The sequence below is a fragment of the Methylobacterium sp. Leaf106 genome (genome assembly GCF_001422895.1).
Lineage (GTDB): Bacteria > Pseudomonadota > Alphaproteobacteria > Rhizobiales > Beijerinckiaceae > Methylobacterium > Methylobacterium bullatum.
In genome coordinates, this window is record NZ_LMNB01000023.1 from 287,974 (window position 1) to 301,967 (window position 13,994).

Annotated in this window: 16 protein-coding genes; 6 read left to right on the plus strand and 10 right to left on the minus strand. The window is 67.6% G+C overall.

Annotated features, from left to right (window positions below; all coding sequences use genetic code 11):
• Positions 1-32 precede the first annotated feature (32 nt).
• Positions 33-617, plus strand: a complete 585-nt coding sequence (locus tag ASF34_RS13115; RefSeq protein WP_056140161.1) for a DUF2059 domain-containing protein — start codon at positions 33-35, stop codon at positions 615-617.
• A gap of 22 nt (positions 618-639) precedes the next feature.
• On the plus strand, positions 640-1,923 hold the full coding sequence (locus ASF34_RS13120; RefSeq protein WP_056161555.1) for an O-antigen ligase family protein: 1,284 nt from the start codon (positions 640-642) through the stop codon (positions 1,921-1,923).
• On the opposite strand, the gene ASF34_RS13125 is transcribed toward ASF34_RS13120, so the two are convergent.
• Positions 1,872-3,245, minus strand: a complete 1,374-nt coding sequence (locus ASF34_RS13125; RefSeq protein WP_018045230.1) for a PleD family two-component system response regulator — start codon at positions 3,243-3,245, stop codon at positions 1,872-1,874. The genes ASF34_RS13120 and ASF34_RS13125 overlap by 52 nt on opposite strands.
• A gap of 57 nt (positions 3,246-3,302) precedes the next feature.
• Positions 3,303-3,680, minus strand: coding sequence for a response regulator (locus ASF34_RS13130; RefSeq protein ID WP_018045229.1), 378 nt, complete (start codon positions 3,678-3,680; stop codon positions 3,303-3,305).
• Positions 3,681-3,756: 76 nt separating this feature from the next.
• On the opposite strand from ASF34_RS13130, the gene ASF34_RS13135 reads away from it, so the two are divergent.
• Positions 3,757-4,062 carry a DUF3572 domain-containing protein gene (locus ASF34_RS13135; protein ID WP_018045228.1) on the plus strand — a complete coding sequence of 102 codons (306 nt, stop codon included), beginning with the start codon at positions 3,757-3,759 and terminating at the stop codon, positions 4,060-4,062.
• 90 nt (positions 4,063-4,152) lie between these two features.
• Here the strand turns inward: ASF34_RS13135 and ASF34_RS13140 are convergent, their stop codons facing one another.
• Both ASF34_RS13140 and ASF34_RS13145 read right to left on the minus strand, forming a co-directional pair.
• Positions 4,153-5,013 (minus strand): cell envelope integrity EipB family protein, encoded by an 861-nt coding sequence (locus ASF34_RS13140; protein ID WP_156465717.1) that lies wholly within the window; start codon positions 5,011-5,013, stop codon positions 4,153-4,155.
• A 52-nt stretch (positions 5,014-5,065) separates the two neighbouring features.
• Positions 5,066-5,833 carry an alpha/beta fold hydrolase gene (locus tag ASF34_RS13145; RefSeq protein WP_244478990.1) on the minus strand — a complete coding sequence of 256 codons (768 nt, stop codon included), beginning with the start codon at positions 5,831-5,833 and terminating at the stop codon, positions 5,066-5,068.
• 111 nt (positions 5,834-5,944) lie between these two features.
• Between ASF34_RS13145 and ASF34_RS13150 the strand changes: the two genes are divergently transcribed.
• From ASF34_RS13150 to ASF34_RS13160, 3 genes are read left to right on the plus strand one after another with little or no spacing between them, the layout of a single operon-like run.
• Positions 5,945-7,138 (plus strand): MFS transporter, encoded by a 1,194-nt coding sequence (locus ASF34_RS13150; RefSeq protein ID WP_056161559.1) that lies wholly within the window; start codon positions 5,945-5,947, stop codon positions 7,136-7,138.
• A gap of 26 nt (positions 7,139-7,164) precedes the next feature.
• Positions 7,165-9,342 (plus strand): primosomal protein N', encoded by a 2,178-nt coding sequence (locus ASF34_RS13155; protein ID WP_056161561.1) that lies wholly within the window; start codon positions 7,165-7,167, stop codon positions 9,340-9,342.
• 51 nt (positions 9,343-9,393) lie between these two features.
• The gene (locus ASF34_RS13160; protein ID WP_056162061.1) at positions 9,394-9,753 is read left to right on the plus strand and encodes an STAS/SEC14 domain-containing protein; all 360 of its coding nucleotides are present in this window, start codon (positions 9,394-9,396) and stop codon (positions 9,751-9,753) included.
• 6 nt (positions 9,754-9,759) lie between these two features.
• On the opposite strand, the gene ASF34_RS13165 is transcribed toward ASF34_RS13160, so the two are convergent.
• From ASF34_RS13165 to ASF34_RS13190, 6 genes are all read right to left on the minus strand, one after another.
• The gene (locus tag ASF34_RS13165; protein ID WP_056161563.1) at positions 9,760-10,152 is read right to left on the minus strand and encodes a hypothetical protein; all 393 of its coding nucleotides are present in this window, start codon (positions 10,150-10,152) and stop codon (positions 9,760-9,762) included.
• A gap of 313 nt (positions 10,153-10,465) precedes the next feature.
• Entirely contained in the window at positions 10,466-11,455 is a 990-nt protein-coding gene (locus tag ASF34_RS13170; protein ID WP_056161564.1) for an asparaginase, read from the minus strand.
• Between the two features lie 8 nt (positions 11,456-11,463).
• On the minus strand, positions 11,464-11,670 hold the full coding sequence (locus ASF34_RS13175; RefSeq protein WP_056140807.1) for a Trm112 family protein: 207 nt from the start codon (positions 11,668-11,670) through the stop codon (positions 11,464-11,466).
• Positions 11,671-11,694: 24 nt separating this feature from the next.
• Complete coding sequence (locus ASF34_RS13180; protein WP_018045219.1) at positions 11,695-12,363, minus strand: LON peptidase substrate-binding domain-containing protein; 669 nt, start codon at positions 12,361-12,363, stop codon at positions 11,695-11,697.
• A gap of 28 nt (positions 12,364-12,391) precedes the next feature.
• Positions 12,392-13,321, minus strand: coding sequence for a thioredoxin family protein (locus ASF34_RS13185; protein ID WP_056161566.1), 930 nt, complete (start codon positions 13,319-13,321; stop codon positions 12,392-12,394).
• Between the two features lie 170 nt (positions 13,322-13,491).
• The gene (locus ASF34_RS13190; RefSeq protein ID WP_018045217.1) at positions 13,492-13,968 is read right to left on the minus strand and encodes a hypothetical protein; all 477 of its coding nucleotides are present in this window, start codon (positions 13,966-13,968) and stop codon (positions 13,492-13,494) included.
• Positions 13,969-13,994 lie beyond the last annotated feature (26 nt).

Consider the following 13,994-nt stretch of genomic DNA (forward strand, 5'->3'; position numbering starts at 1 on the left):
CCTGATCGACACGCCTTTCCGGAGCGTTCGCCATGTCCCGCCGCCTCTCTTCCGTCCTGACCGGCTCCATTCTCGCCGCACTGCTCGCCGCCTCGGTTCCGACGATCGTGCACGCCCAGGCGCAGAAGCCTACCGCGCCGGCCAAGCCCGGCGCCAAGCCCGCCGCGCCGTCGACGCCCGCCGCCCAGCAGCCGACCTACACGCCGAACCACCTGGCGCTGGCGCGTGAGGTCACCCTCAGCTCCGGTATCGCCCGATCGTTCGATTCGATTCTTCCGGCCTTCGGCCAGCAGATCAAGCAGGCGGCCATCACCCGTCCGGACTTGACCAAGGACCTCGATGAGGTTCTCACCTCTCTGGCGCCGGAGATGGAACTGCAGAAGCAGATGATGATCGAGACGGCCGCCAAGATCTACGCGAGCCGCCTGTCCGAGGCCGAGCTCACCGAGATCGTCGCCTTCTTCCATTCGGCGGCGGGCAAGCGCTACGTCGAGACCCAGCCGCAGGTGCTCGACGAGATCGTCCAGGCCATGCAGAACTGGACCCAGGGCGTGTCCGAATACATGATGGTCCGCGTGCGTGCCGAGATGGGTAAGCGCGGCCACGAACTCCAGTAATCGCCCGGTCCGCCCGTCTCCGATGCTCGCTCTCCCACCTCGATCGGAGACGGTCGCGCTTCTGCGCACCGCTGGTGCCGTCACGCTCGCCATCCTTCCGGTGGCGATGGCGCTCGCCAACCGGTCGAGCCCGACCGTCGTCGGCCTCGCCGCGTTGTTCTTCCTCGTCGCGGGGCTGATCGAGGATGCGCGCGCTACGACGCGGTTCGTGGCGAGGCCCCTCGCCACGCCGATCGGTCTTGCCGCCCTCGGCTTCGTCGTCTGGTCGCTGGCCAGCATCACCTGGAGCCCGGCGCAGGATCTGTCCTGGCGCAACATCCAGGAATTCCTGCCGACAATCGCGGGGGCCTATCTCCTCGCCCGCCTCGCGCCCGGGAACATGCCGGCCTTCACGCCCCGGCTCGCCGCCTGGTCCATCGCGCTCGCCGGCCTGTACATCGTCGTGGCCCTGGCCGCCCACCTTCCTCTCCATCGGGCGATGGGCTCGCGGGTGGCGCTGTTCGTCTTCAACCGTCCCGCCCTGACGATCCTGCCCGTGATGGGGCCCCTGGCCTATCTCCTCCACCGGCGCGGGCAGGGAATCGCGGCACTCCTCGTGCTCGTGATCGGTACCGGGGCGATCCTGCGATCGATCAGCGGCGCCGCCGCCCTGGGGCTCGCAGCCGGCGCCGTCACGGCCCTCATCGCCGTCCTGACCCCGCGGCGGGTCGGGCTCGCCATTGTGGGGGCCGTGCTGGGCCTCGCCCTCGTCCTTGCACCGGTGGAGGGGGATATCCTCCAGAAAGTGATGCCCGATGCGGTCCACGAACGGCTCGTGCAGAGCAGTTCACGGGCACGGGTGGCCATCGCCCGCAGCTTCGGCGCGGCCGTGGCCCTCGATCCCTGGAGGGGTGCGGGTTTCGGGACCTCCGCGCGGTTCATCGAGACGCCTGTCGCCGCACGGATCGAGCCGGGACTGCGGCCGATGCTGGCGGTGGGCCACCCGCACAACATCTTCCTGCAGATATGGGCCGAACTCGGCATCGTCGGCGCCGGCCTTGCCAGCGCGATCCTGATGATGATGCTGGCGCTCATCGCCCGCATGCCCCGCGGCGAAGGCGTGGTGGCGCTCGGCCTCGTGGGCTCCTGCACGGCGGTGGCCTTCGTGGAGCACGGCGCCTGGCAGGGCTGGTGGATCGCGGCCCTCGGCGCCGCCGTCGCCTGGGCACGCGAGGCCGGGATGGAACCCTACCGCTGCGACCGCTCGGACCGATCTCAGGCCGCTTCGGCTTCCACCCGGTTGCGGCCGGAGGATTTGGCACGGTAGAGGGCGAGATCGGCACGTTTGAGCATATCCGCCGGGCCCTTGTCGTCGACATGGCGGCACGCCACCCCGATGGAGACGGTGACGTGGATCTCCCGCGTCTCCTGGTCGATCAGGAACGGGACGGCTTCGATGCGCTCGCGGATACGCTCGGCGATGACATGGGCGGCCTCCGGTTCCGCGTCAGGCAGGATGATGACGACCTCTTCGCCGCCATAGCGGGCGACGATGTCGACGACGCGGGTATGAAGGCGGATACGGTCGGCGAAGGCGCGGAGCACCTCGTCTCCCGCCTCGTGACCGTAGGTGTCGTTGATGGACTTGAATCGATCGATATCGAGCATCAGCATCGATACGGCACGGTGGCGCAAGGCGGCGTCGTCGAACAGCACCGCGAGATGGCTGTCGAGGTAGCGTCTATTGTGGAGCCCTGTGAGCCCGTCGGTGACGGCCATCTCCATCGAGGCCTGGACGGCGCCGCGCAGGGTGTCCGAGAAACGGCTGCGCCGCACCTGGGTGCGCACGCGGGCCACGAGTTCGTTCCGGTCCACCGGGCGCATGAGATAGTCGTGCACGCCGAATTCGAGGCCGCGGATCACCCGTGCCTTGTCGTTCTCCTCCGCGATCATCATCACCGGCATGGTGCGGGTACGGTCGAGGGACAGGACCTGGCTGCAGAGGCGCAGGCCGTCGAACCCCTGGAGGTCGAGGCTGACGAGAGTCAGTTCGAAATCCCCCTCGGTGGCGAGGACCATCGCGTCGTGCGGGTCCGCCACGACCGTGACCCGATGGTGCTGGTTCAAGGCCGCCGAAAGCCGCTCCGCCGAGTTCTTCCGGTCCTCAACCAGGAGGATCGACGCGTTCTGGCCGTCCCCGGCGGCGGCGAGGGCCAGGGGATCGCCGATGCCGAACTCCCGCGAGGCAAGCGCCCTGTCGCGAAGCTCATCGGTGACCGCCTTCAGCCGGACGAGGTTGCGCACCCGCGCGAACAGGGCGGTGTCGTCGATCGGTTTCGTCAGGAAGTCGTCGGCCCCCGCGTCGAGGCCGCGCAGCCGGTCCGACGGCTGATCGAGGGCCGTCACCATCACGACGGGGAGATGGGCGGTGGTCGGGTTGCGCTTGAGGCGCCGGCACACCTCGAAACCGTCCATGCCGGGCATCATCACGTCGAGCAGAACGAGGTCGCACAGGCCCTTCTCGCAGATCGAGATGGCATCCGGCCCGTTCATGGCCGCCAGAACGTCGAAATACTCGAGGGACAGCTTCGTCTCGAGCAGCTTCACGTTCGGAAAGAGATCATCGACGATCAAGATGCGGGCCGACATCGTTCCTCGCGGATTCTAACGGGTTCGACGGGGCGACCCTGTGGACGGTGGCCCTCATCAACGGGCTCCGTCGCCGAGGTAGAGGCGGACGGTGGCGAGAAACTTCGCCACGGAGATCGGTTTCGAGAGATAGGCCTCGCAGCCGCCTTCACGGATGCGCTCCTCGTCGCCCTTCATGGCGAAGGCCGTGATGGCGATGACGGGGATATGCTTGAGGTCGTCGTCTTCCTTCAGCCATTTGGTGACTTCGAGGCCGGAGACCTCGGGAAGCTGGATGTCCATCAGGATCAAGTCGGGCCTATGGGCGCGGGCGAGTTCGATCGCCTCGATCCCGTTGGCCGTCTTGAGCGTCGCATAGCCGTGCCCCTCCAACAAATCGTTGAAGAGCTTCATGTTGAGTTCGTTGTCCTCGACGATGAGCACGGTCTTCGGCATGGCTCATTGTTCCCGGCAGGCTGGCGGCGCATTCTGGAAGGACCGACGTCCCGCTCGATGAGAACCTAAGGGATACATGTTGACGAAACGCAAATCCGACCGTCCCGAAGAATCCGCCGAGCACCTCGCCATCTCGGTGCTCGGATGGCTCGCGGAGGACGGCGACAGGCTGCTGCCCTTCATGGCCTCCTCCGGTCTGACGCCCGACACGTTACGGGAAAGCGCCACCGATCCGGCCTTCCTCTCGGCGGTCCTCGACCATCTCATGGGCGACGAGGCGGTTCTGATCGCCTGCGCCACGGCCCTCGACGTGAAGCCCGAACAAATCGCCGCGGCGTGGCGCCGTCTCGGGCCGGCCGATCCTGATGCCGAGTTCGGGTGAGGTCGAAGCTCGGCAACGTAAGGGTGTCTTCCGCGCCCTGCGAGCCGCCCCCGGCGACCGCCCTTCACGGGCTTTGAAAGGCGCCGGGTCTCACGGCTTGCACTCGGCCTCCGTTTTTGCGTCGACCTTGTGGAGGTCGAGACGGCTGAGGTCGCCGGCGATGGTGAAGTCGCCGTAATTGAGACTGAGCCCGCCGCTGACGCCGTTCTCGTAGAGGAGGAAGGTGAGGGTGTAGACCGGGGTGCGCTCACCCTGTCCGGGGGTGAAGTAGCTCAGGGTCACCGGCCAGCGCCGCATCGCCGCCATTTCCCCGTCCCGCAGGGGCTTGTCCCTGTCGGCGCCGCCATTCTTGGCAGGCTCTTCGGCGGTGATCGGTTTGCCGATCACCGCGAGCGTGTCGAAGATCTTGCGGCCGTCGTCCGACCCGTCGAACACCTTGGCCGACATCGTCGTCTCGCCGGCCTGTGCCGCCTCGATCATGCGGCGCATGTGGAGAGTCGGGAACAGCACGAAGCCGTTCTCGGTGTACTGGTCGCGCTTGGGCTCCTTCAGCTTCACCTTCAGGGCGTCCGCGCCGCTCTCTGCCGTGCCATCCACCGAGGTCGATGCGCTGCCGTTGAGCACCGTGTTGGTCTTGAAGCGGAAACTGTGCCCGTCGCCGCCCTCGAAGGTGGTGTTGCGCAGATCGGAGAGGCGCTTGCCGGTCTCGCCGCTATCGAGTTCCGTCACCTGCCGGGTCTGCATCGTGTAGCCCTTGCAGGCATCTCCGCTGAAATCGAGGACGATGCGTCCCCGTGCGCTCTCGACCGCCCGCGCCCCCCGGCTTTCGGCCAGAGACAGGTCGTAGACCGCGCGGTGGCCGGCCAATCGCATCGGCGCCGCCTCGGCGATGGCCGTAGAGGCGGCGATGGCGCCGAAGGCGATGGCGAGGGTGGAGCTTGGCAACCGCATGAGGTCTCCCGATGGACGCGCCGGTCGAAGCGAGAGGCGTGCCGATGCGCCGTCACAGATAGGGGGGCGATGCCGAAGCGGCAACGGCGGCGGTTTGCGTCGCCTCCTCGATGCCGGGAGCGTCTCGGAACCGCCCGTGCCGGATGAAGCGTATCGAAGCGGTGATCGCGGCGCGGTTCAGGATCACCAGGTCGTGGGTGGTGTGGAGGGTGAGGTGATCGCTCATGCCGGTGACCCGTGTCCGCGCCACGCTCACGCGCCCGTCATTGGGGCGGGGCAGGATCAGGAAGGATTCGATGAGCCAGACCGACCGGTCCGCCGCGATGACCCCCAGGGGAAAATCGACTTCGCCGAGGAGCGTGGTGAGGTCCTCCGAGCGGTGGGTGGTGAGTTGTGCGCCCGCCGGTCCGAAGAACAGCCGGTATGGCCTCATCCGATGCAGAAAGTCAGCCACTTCGCTGCCGCCGTTCGGCGGTCCCAGCATCACCACGCGGCCGAGATTGGCCGGGCGGTACCGGGTGATGATCCCCCGCGCCACGAGCCCGCCCATCGAATGGGTGACGAAATGCAGGCGGCGGAGGCCGGACGCGAACGCCGTCACCTGGGGCGCCGCGCCCTCGACGATCGTCTGGATCGTGGCCTTTCGCCCGGGGTAATCGAGATTGAGAGTGCGGTATCCCTCGGCGCGAAAGGCGCGCTCCATCCTCCCGAGGGAGGCCGAGCGCCGCGCGATGCCGTGAAGCAGTACGATACCCTCGGCACCGTCCGCCTTCCTCGCGTCCGCGCTCCTGCCGTTGAGGTCGACTGGCGAAGCCGTCATCGGGTTGCTCCCCGCAGCACTGCGCCCGACACTCGCCGGGGCGGCGGTCGAGGTAGTGCCGGCGGTCGCCATGACGCAAGCGGGGAAACGCACGATGCCGGCCACACTCGCGTGAGCGACCGAACCGACGACCGTCGGCTGCTGGCCGGCCATCTCGCCCTCTTCGTCGCGCTCTATGCCGGATACGGGGCACTCTCGCCGTTCCTGCCGCTGTTCCTCGAACGGCGTGGGCTGCCCGCGCACGAGATTGCCTGGCTCCTCGCCCTCGCTATCCTGGCGCGGATGGTGACCGGGCCGCTCGCCGGGTGGATCGCCGACCGGTGGGGCATCGTCCGCCCGGTCCTGGCCGGTGCGGCCGCGCTCGCGGGACTTGCCGCTTTCGGGCACCTCGCGGTGACGGGATTCGCGAACCTGCTCGCCGTCGGCCTTGCCTATGCCGTCCTCACCGCCCCCCTGGCGCCGTTCAGCGACGCCCTCGCCCTGGCCGCCTCGCAAAACGGTCGGCGCTTCGTCTACGGCTGGGTGAGGGGCGTTGGCTCGGCCGCCTTCATCCTCGCGACGAGCGTGGTCGGCTGGCTGGTGCCTGGGCTCGGGATCGAGGCCGCGATCCTGATCGGGGGCGGTCTCTTTGTCGCCGCCGGTCTCGCTGCGAATGGACTTGGGACGGGCAGACCGCCGGAGGTGGCGGCCAGACCAAGGCCGCGGCGGGGCGTCTCGGAGGTGCTGGCGAACCGGCGCTTCCGTCGCGTCGTGCTGGCGGCCTCCCTGGTCATGGGCGCGCATGCCATGCACGATGCCTTCGCGATGATCCTGTGGAGCCGGAATTCCATCCCGGCCGGGATCGCTGGCCTGCTCTGGTCGGAGGCGGTGGCGGCGGAGATCCTCGTCTTCCTCCTTGCCGGGCCGTGGCTCCTGAGGCGGCTGGATCCGGGCCGGGCGATCGGGCTGGCAGCCGTCGCCGGGGCATTGCGATGGGGGATCAGTGCCGAGACCGTGGCACTCCCAGCGCTCGTTGCGATCCAGTGCTTGCACGGGCTCACCTTCGCGCTCCTACATCTTGCGTGCCTGAAGGAGATCGGCCGCTGCGTGCCGCCGGACCTCACCGCCACCGCGCTGACGCTCTACGGTCCCCTCGGCCTCGGCCTGTCATCAGCTTTGTTCACGCTTGCGTCCGGTCCGCTCTTCGCCGCTTACGGAGCGTCGGGCTTCTGGGGCATGAGCGGGGTCAGTCTCGTGGCCCTTCCGGTGGCGATCGGTCTGGGGCGCGGCGAGCGTTCGCGATCCGGCGAGAGAGTACGTACATAGAGCATGGTTCCCGTGCAGAAGAGCCCATGCCCAGCGTCGCCGATATCCTGATCCCGCTCGCGCTCGACAACGCCTACAGCTACGCCGTGCCCGCCGGGCTGGTCCTGTCGCCGGGCGATGTCGTGCAGGTTCCGCTCGGGCCGCGTGAGACGGTGGGGGTGGTCTGGCAGGTGGCGGAGAGCCCCGGCGGCTCGAACCTGCGGCAGGTGACGGCGCGGGTCGAGGCGCCGCCCCTGTCCGACCCGTTGCGCGAGCTCGTGGACTGGCTCGCCCGCTACACCCTGGCGCCGAAGGGCTCGGCTCTGGCCATGGCCCTGCGCCTGCCCGACGAGGCGGCGCGCGGCGAGACCTCGCGGATCGGCGTGCGCGGTTCGGGCAAGCCGCCCGCCCGGCCGACGCCGGCGCGGATGAAGGTCCTGGCGGTCACCGCCGATGGGACGATGCGCGGCAAGAGCGCGCTCGCCAAGGAGGCGGGCGTCTCGCTCAGCGTGGTCGATGGCCTCATCGATGACGGCGCCCTGGAGGCCGTGGCCCTGGCGCCGGAGCCGGTGGCGCTCCCGCCTGACCCGGACCACGAGCGCGTCCCCCTGTCGGAGGCGCAAGACCAGGCAGCCCGTGAACTCATCGGCCTCGCCTTTCCCGCGTCGGAGGATGCGAAGGCGCCCACAATCCTCCTCGAAGGCGTCACCGGCTCCGGGAAGACCGAGGTCTATTTCGAAGCCGTGGCCGAAGCCGTCCGGCACGGGCATCAGGCACTCATCCTGATGCCGGAGATCGCGCTCACGGCGCAGTTCCTCGACCGGTTCGCCGAGCGCTTCGGTGTCCGCCCGGCGACCTGGCATTCCGGCATCGGCTCGAAACGCCGCGAGCGCCTGCGCGCCGGTGTGGCGGCGGGCGAGGTCGCGGTCGTGGTCGGTGCCCGCTCGGCCCTGTTCCTGCCGTTCAGCGATCTCGGCCTCGTCGTGGTCGATGAGGAGCACGAGGCTGCCTACAAGCAGGAGGACGGGGTCCATTACCACGCCCGCGACATGGCGGTGGTGCGCGGCCGTCTCGAGAACTGCCCGGTGGTCCTCGCCTCGGCGACCCCCTCCATCGAGACCAAGGTCAATGCCGAGAAGGGGCGCTACGCCCATATCGTCCTGCCCGAGCGGTTCGGCGGGCGGCGGCTGCCGGACATCCATGCCATCGACATGCGCCTCGACAAGCCGGAGAAGGGCCGCTTCCTCGCCCCGCCCCTGGTCAACGCCGTGCGCGCCACCATCGAGGCCGGCGATCAGGCTCTGCTGTTCCTCAATCGCCGTGGCTATGCACCGCTCACCCTGTGCCGGGCCTGCGGCCACCGCTACCAGTGCCGCAACTGCTCGACTTGGCTGGTGGAGCATCGCTTCCGCCGGGCGCTGGTCTGCCACCAATGCGGCTATGCCGAGCGCCGGCCCGACGCCTGCACCGAATGCGGCACGTTCGACAACCTGACCCCCTGCGGTCCGGGGGTGGAGCGCATCGCCGAGGAGGTGGCCGAGCTGTTTCCCGACAAGCGCGTGATCGTCCTCTCCTCCGACTTTCCCGGCGGGGCCGAGCGCCTGCGCGCAGAGTTGCAGAGCGTGGCGGATGGGGAATGCGACATCGTCATCGGTACTCAGCTCGTCGCCAAGGGCCACAACTTCCCGCATCTGACCCTGGTCGGCGTGCTCGACGCTGATATCGGCCTGACCTCCGGCGATCCGCGTGCGGCCGAGCGGACCTTCCAGCTGCTCCAGCAGGTGACGGGCCGTGCCGGGCGTGGCGACAAGCCGGGCCGCGCCCTGGTCCAGACCTACCAGCCGGATCATCCGGTGATCGCGGCTCTGCTTTCGGGCGATGCCACCCGGTTCTACGAGGAGGAGATCGCCTCGCGCGAGGCCGCCGGCCTGCCGCCGTTCGGGCGGCTCGCCGCCCTCATCGTGTCGGCAAACGAGCGCGAGGTGGCGGAAGCGCATGGACAGGCCCTGGCGCGGGCCGCCGAACCGCCGGAGGGCATCATGGTGCTTGGGCCGGCCGAGGCCCCTCTCGCTCTGATCCGAGGACGCTACCGGTTCCGGCTGCTGGTGAAGACCGAGCGGGCCGTCGATCTCCAGGCCTACCTGCGCGACTGGCTCGGGCGCGGGCCGAAGGTTCGCGGCAACGTGAAGGTCGCCATCGACGTGGACCCCCAGAGTTTCCTATAAGTCTGGTCCGACGTTCGCATGGTGCGTTCGACCCGACCAGGAGTGCTGCACGTGCTGACCTACACCAAGACACCGGACTCGAACGTGGCCGAAATCGTCGTCGACGGCCAGATCACCGATCAGGACATGAACACCGTCATCACCGCCATGCAGGCCGATCTCGACAAGGGCGGCAAGCTCAAGCTGCTGGAGGACGTGCGCGAGTTCAAGGGCATGGAGCCGGCGGCCTTCTTTAAGGACGTCCGCTTCGGCCTCGCCATGATGAAGGGCGTCAGTCACGTCGCCCTGGTCACGGACGCGTCCTGGCTGCGCATGGTCGCCGACACGTTCGGCAAGGTCTCGCCAGCCAAGATCAAAACCTTCGACCGCGCCCATATCGACGAGGCGCGGAGCTGGCTCGCTGCCGCCTGAGGAAGCCTATTCGGCCTGGGCGGTGCGCGTGGTCTGACGCCGCGCCGTCCAGCGCCCCGAGCAGAGCGGGGAAACCTTCCAGGTGCCGCTGCCCGAACGGGCCTTGAGCCGGCCGGAGGCCGCGCCGCTTGCGCTGCCATTCGAGACATTGAGCCCCACCGTTCCATCGGTGCCCACGCGACCTGTCATCGTAGCCCGGTCCGCCGAGGAGATGAGCCGGACCTGCCCGTCCTGGACGGAGACCGAGTAGCTGTAACGGCTGTCGCAGATACCGCTTTCGGTCACGAGCTCGACGGACCATGCGCCATTGAAATTGCCGCCCTCGCGGCTGACGGCCGGTTGAAGATGAGCGGATGAGAGTCCGGCTCCGAGCGCCAGCACAGCCACGAGTTTCGACATGTTTCCCCCTGAGTTGAGACAATTCGCAGATTCCCATGGGCAGCCTTTCGGCGCTCTTGATAGGAACCATGCGTTTTGTGAGTTGATGGATTGTATAGATCTTTGATGCTCAGGGCAAATTTATGGCATCGGCCAAGGTAAGCTTCGCCGTTATGGTAGGCAGATGGTGGCGAATGCTAAGGCGAAATGGCGAATGGGGGCGTACAAATCAGGCGCGATATGAATTGGCGTGCAAGCTATAGCCGAGCCAGTATCGCTTCGATGTTGGCAATGCTTCGGTGTCGAGCGATGGCACCTCCGATCAACGCTCGTTTCAACGATCGAAATAGGCCTGCAACGCGTCGCGGTCCTGCGTGATCGGCAGCGTGAGGAGGGCCAGCACGCGGGCCTTGTCCGGCGACAGGTCGTCGGCGAAGACGGCGCCCTCCGCCTTCAGGGTGCTCCCGCCGCCAGGGAAGCCGTAGACCGGCAGGGCGCGGCCGTTCTCTAGTTTGGTGGCGATGATGATGACGACACCTTGGGCGATGGCGCTCCTGATCGCGGCGAGGAGCGCGGCATTGACGTTGCCCATGCCGAGGGCAGCCACCACGATCCCTTCCGCGCCGCTCTCCACGGCCTGGCGGATCTGGCTGCCATCGGCACCGGCATACATCGCCACGATGGCGATTCTGGCGAGCCGATCGGGCAGCGGCAGGGTCTGCCGTCGCATGGGCGACCGGCGGATCACCACGCGATCCTCGTCGATGGTGCCGAGATAGCCGGTCTCGCCCGAATGGAAGGTTTCCACGTTGTGAGTGTGGGTCTTCCTCACGTCACGCGCCGCATTGATCGCGTGGTTGAGCGTCACCGTCACGCCAAGGGATGCGGCGGCGGGCGTGAGGATCTGGCGTACCGCATTGAGGAGGTTGCGGGCGCCGTCACTGTCGCGGTCGGAGGCGTTGCGCTGCGCGCCGATGACCACGACCGGCTTGTCGCTGCGCAGCGTCAGATCGAGGAAATAGGCGGTGGTGTCGAGGGTGTCGGTCCCGTGCAGCACCACGACTCCGGCGATCTCGGGATCGGCGAGCAATCCCTCGACGGTCCGTGTCAGCGAGGGCCACAGGTCCGGGCCCATCTCCGCGCTCGGGATGTTGGAGAACTCCGTCACGGTGATCCGCGCGAGCTTTTCCAGGCCCGGCGCGGCGGCGACGAGGTCGGCTCCGGACAAAGCCGGCACCGGTGCATGGGTCACCGGGTCGGTCTTCATCGCGATGGTGCCGCCTGTGGCGACGATGGCGACGGTGGGGAGAACGAGGTCCGTCACCGTTCGCCTCAATCGTTCAGAGGCCGCGCCTCTTCGGGCAGCATGATCGGGATACCGTCACGAATCGGGTAGGCGAGCTTGGCCGAACGGCTCACCAGTTCCTGGCGGACGGAATCGTATTCCAGCGTCTGCTTGGTCAGTGGGCAGACCAGGAGTTCGAGGAGCTTGGGGTCGACGCGCGTGGCTTCCACGCCGGTCGGGATTTCGTCGGTCATCGTCATTGTCCTCGGGTCGCGGCTTCACTGCAGGGTCGGCTCGGACCCCGATCCGCGCACCAACTCCATCTCGGTCACCGCAATCAAGACTTCAGCGCGGGTCTTGAGGTCGGCCGCCTCCAGCATCGCCTGTTTTTCGCGCGAGCCGAACGGGCTCATCATGCAGAGCGCGTTGACGAGGGCCTCGTTGGGCGCCTCGTCTATGCCCGCCCAGTCGACCTTGAGGTCGTTCACCTCGACGAAGTCCTTCAGTGCCTTGAGGACGCCTTCGCGGTCTACCGCGTCTTCGCCCGCTCGCGGTTCGAAGTCGCTGAGGAAATCGTCGTAGGAGACTTGGCAGCGACGGTAACGGGTGGTGGTCGCGAGTTCGCCTTCGACGCGGAACCTTGCAATGCCAGTAAGCGAGATGAGGTAGCGCCCGTCGCCGGTCTCGGCGAATTGGGTGATCCGGCCGAGGCAACCGACGCGAAAGAGCTTGGGCGTCATTGGCGACGATCCGCTTTCCACGTCGGGCTGGATCATGCCGATGACGCGATCGGTCCTCAGGGCATCGTCCACCATGGCGAGGTAGCGCGGCTCGAAGATGTTCAGCGGCATCTGTCCACGGGGCAGGAGCAGCGCGCCGGGCAGGGGGAAGACCGGGATGACGCCGGGGCAGTCGCCCGGTCCCTTGTAGCCCGCATGGGTGCTCATCGCGTCTCTCCGCCCCGGCGTTGATGCGTCATGCGAAGACCAGCGTCGACAGTCGCCGCCGGCCCCGGATCGAAGCCTTGTCCATGAGGCCCCAGGCCTCGAAGAACGTCAGGAGCTGCTTGCGGGCCGCCCCGTCGTTCCAGGTCTTGTCCTGCCGCTCGATCTCGATCAGCTCGTCCACCGCCTCGTCGCGCTTCCCGAGACCGTTGAGGCCGAGAGCGAAATCGAACCGGGCCTGGAAATCGGCGGGATCGGCGGCGATGCGCTTCTGGAACACGCCGAGATCACCGAGGGAGGCTGCCTGTTCGGCGAGCTCCACCGCTGCGCGGATGCTCGCCAGAGCCGGGTCACCGGCCTTCTCTGGCGGCGCCATGTCGAGAATCTGGCGCGCGTTGGCGACCTCGCCGGAATCGAGTTGGATCTTCGCGAGGGCAGCCAGGGCCACGAGGTTCTCCGGCTCCTGCCCGAGGACGGCGGCATAGAGTTCGGACGCCCCTGCTATGTCGCCTTCGCCGAGGGCCGCTTCGGCCTCGGCCATCATCGCCTCCACCGGCGTCGGGCCGGCGGGACCTGCGAGCCTGGCGATGAATTCCTTGATCTCGCTTTCCGGCAGCGCCCCGACGAACCCGTCCACGGGACGTCCCTTGTCGATGGCGATGACGGCCGGGATCGATTGCAGCCCGAGCTGCTGGCTGATCTGCGACCAGATCGCCGGATTCTCGTCGATATTCACCTTGGCGAGGATGACGGCGCCCTTGGCGGCGGTCACGGCCTTCTCCAGCAAAGGAGTCAGCTGCTTGCAGGGGCCGCACCATGTCGCCCAGAAATCCACCAGAACCGGCTGCTGCAGGGAGGCAGTGATGACCTCGTCGCGAAACGTCGCGGTGGTGACGTCCTTGATGAGGTTCGCGGGACCGCCGGCGGGGCTCGTCCCGGCGGTGGAAACGTCGTTCAGCATGCCATCCTCAACTCTCGCACTCGGATCGACGGAACGGATGCCGCCGGTGGCCGATCAGATTCGTCCAAGCCCTAGATGGGCGCCCCGGATCAACTGGACCAGAGCGGTACTCGGGCTATTCACACCATCCCGGCCTCTAAGCGCTTCGGCCGTCTCGCAGCACCACCGCCTCAGGGTTTCGGCGCGCCGGGGGGCGTTTTCGCGTCCGTGACGAAACGGGCCTCATAGCGTCCCTTGGCCGAGGTCGCCTCGCAGGTGATCGCGGTCTTGCCTTCCTGCGGGTTGCTGAAGCTGCACGACCCGACAGCCGCTAGCGGTCCGCGAACCACGCCCTCGTCGGTCTTCTCGCCGGGAACGACGAGATTGATCGGCTGCAGAGCGTCGGTTTCCTCCGTCCGCTCCTGCTGTGCCCCACTGCCGCTGAAGCTCAGGGAGCGGCCGTCCCAGGCGGAGAAGTCGAAACTCGTCCGGTTGCGGGACACGGTGTTCATCATCGTGTCCTTGCAGTTCTGGGTCACGTCCAATCCCGCCACGATCAGCTTCTCGCATGTGCCCTCGAGCTTGATCGCAGTCTGGGCGCCCGCAGGACTTGCCAAGGCGACAAGGACGGCGAGGGCGGGCAGGATGAGGGCGGATGGTGTTTTCATGGCGCTGATGTATGTCCGTCGTCGGA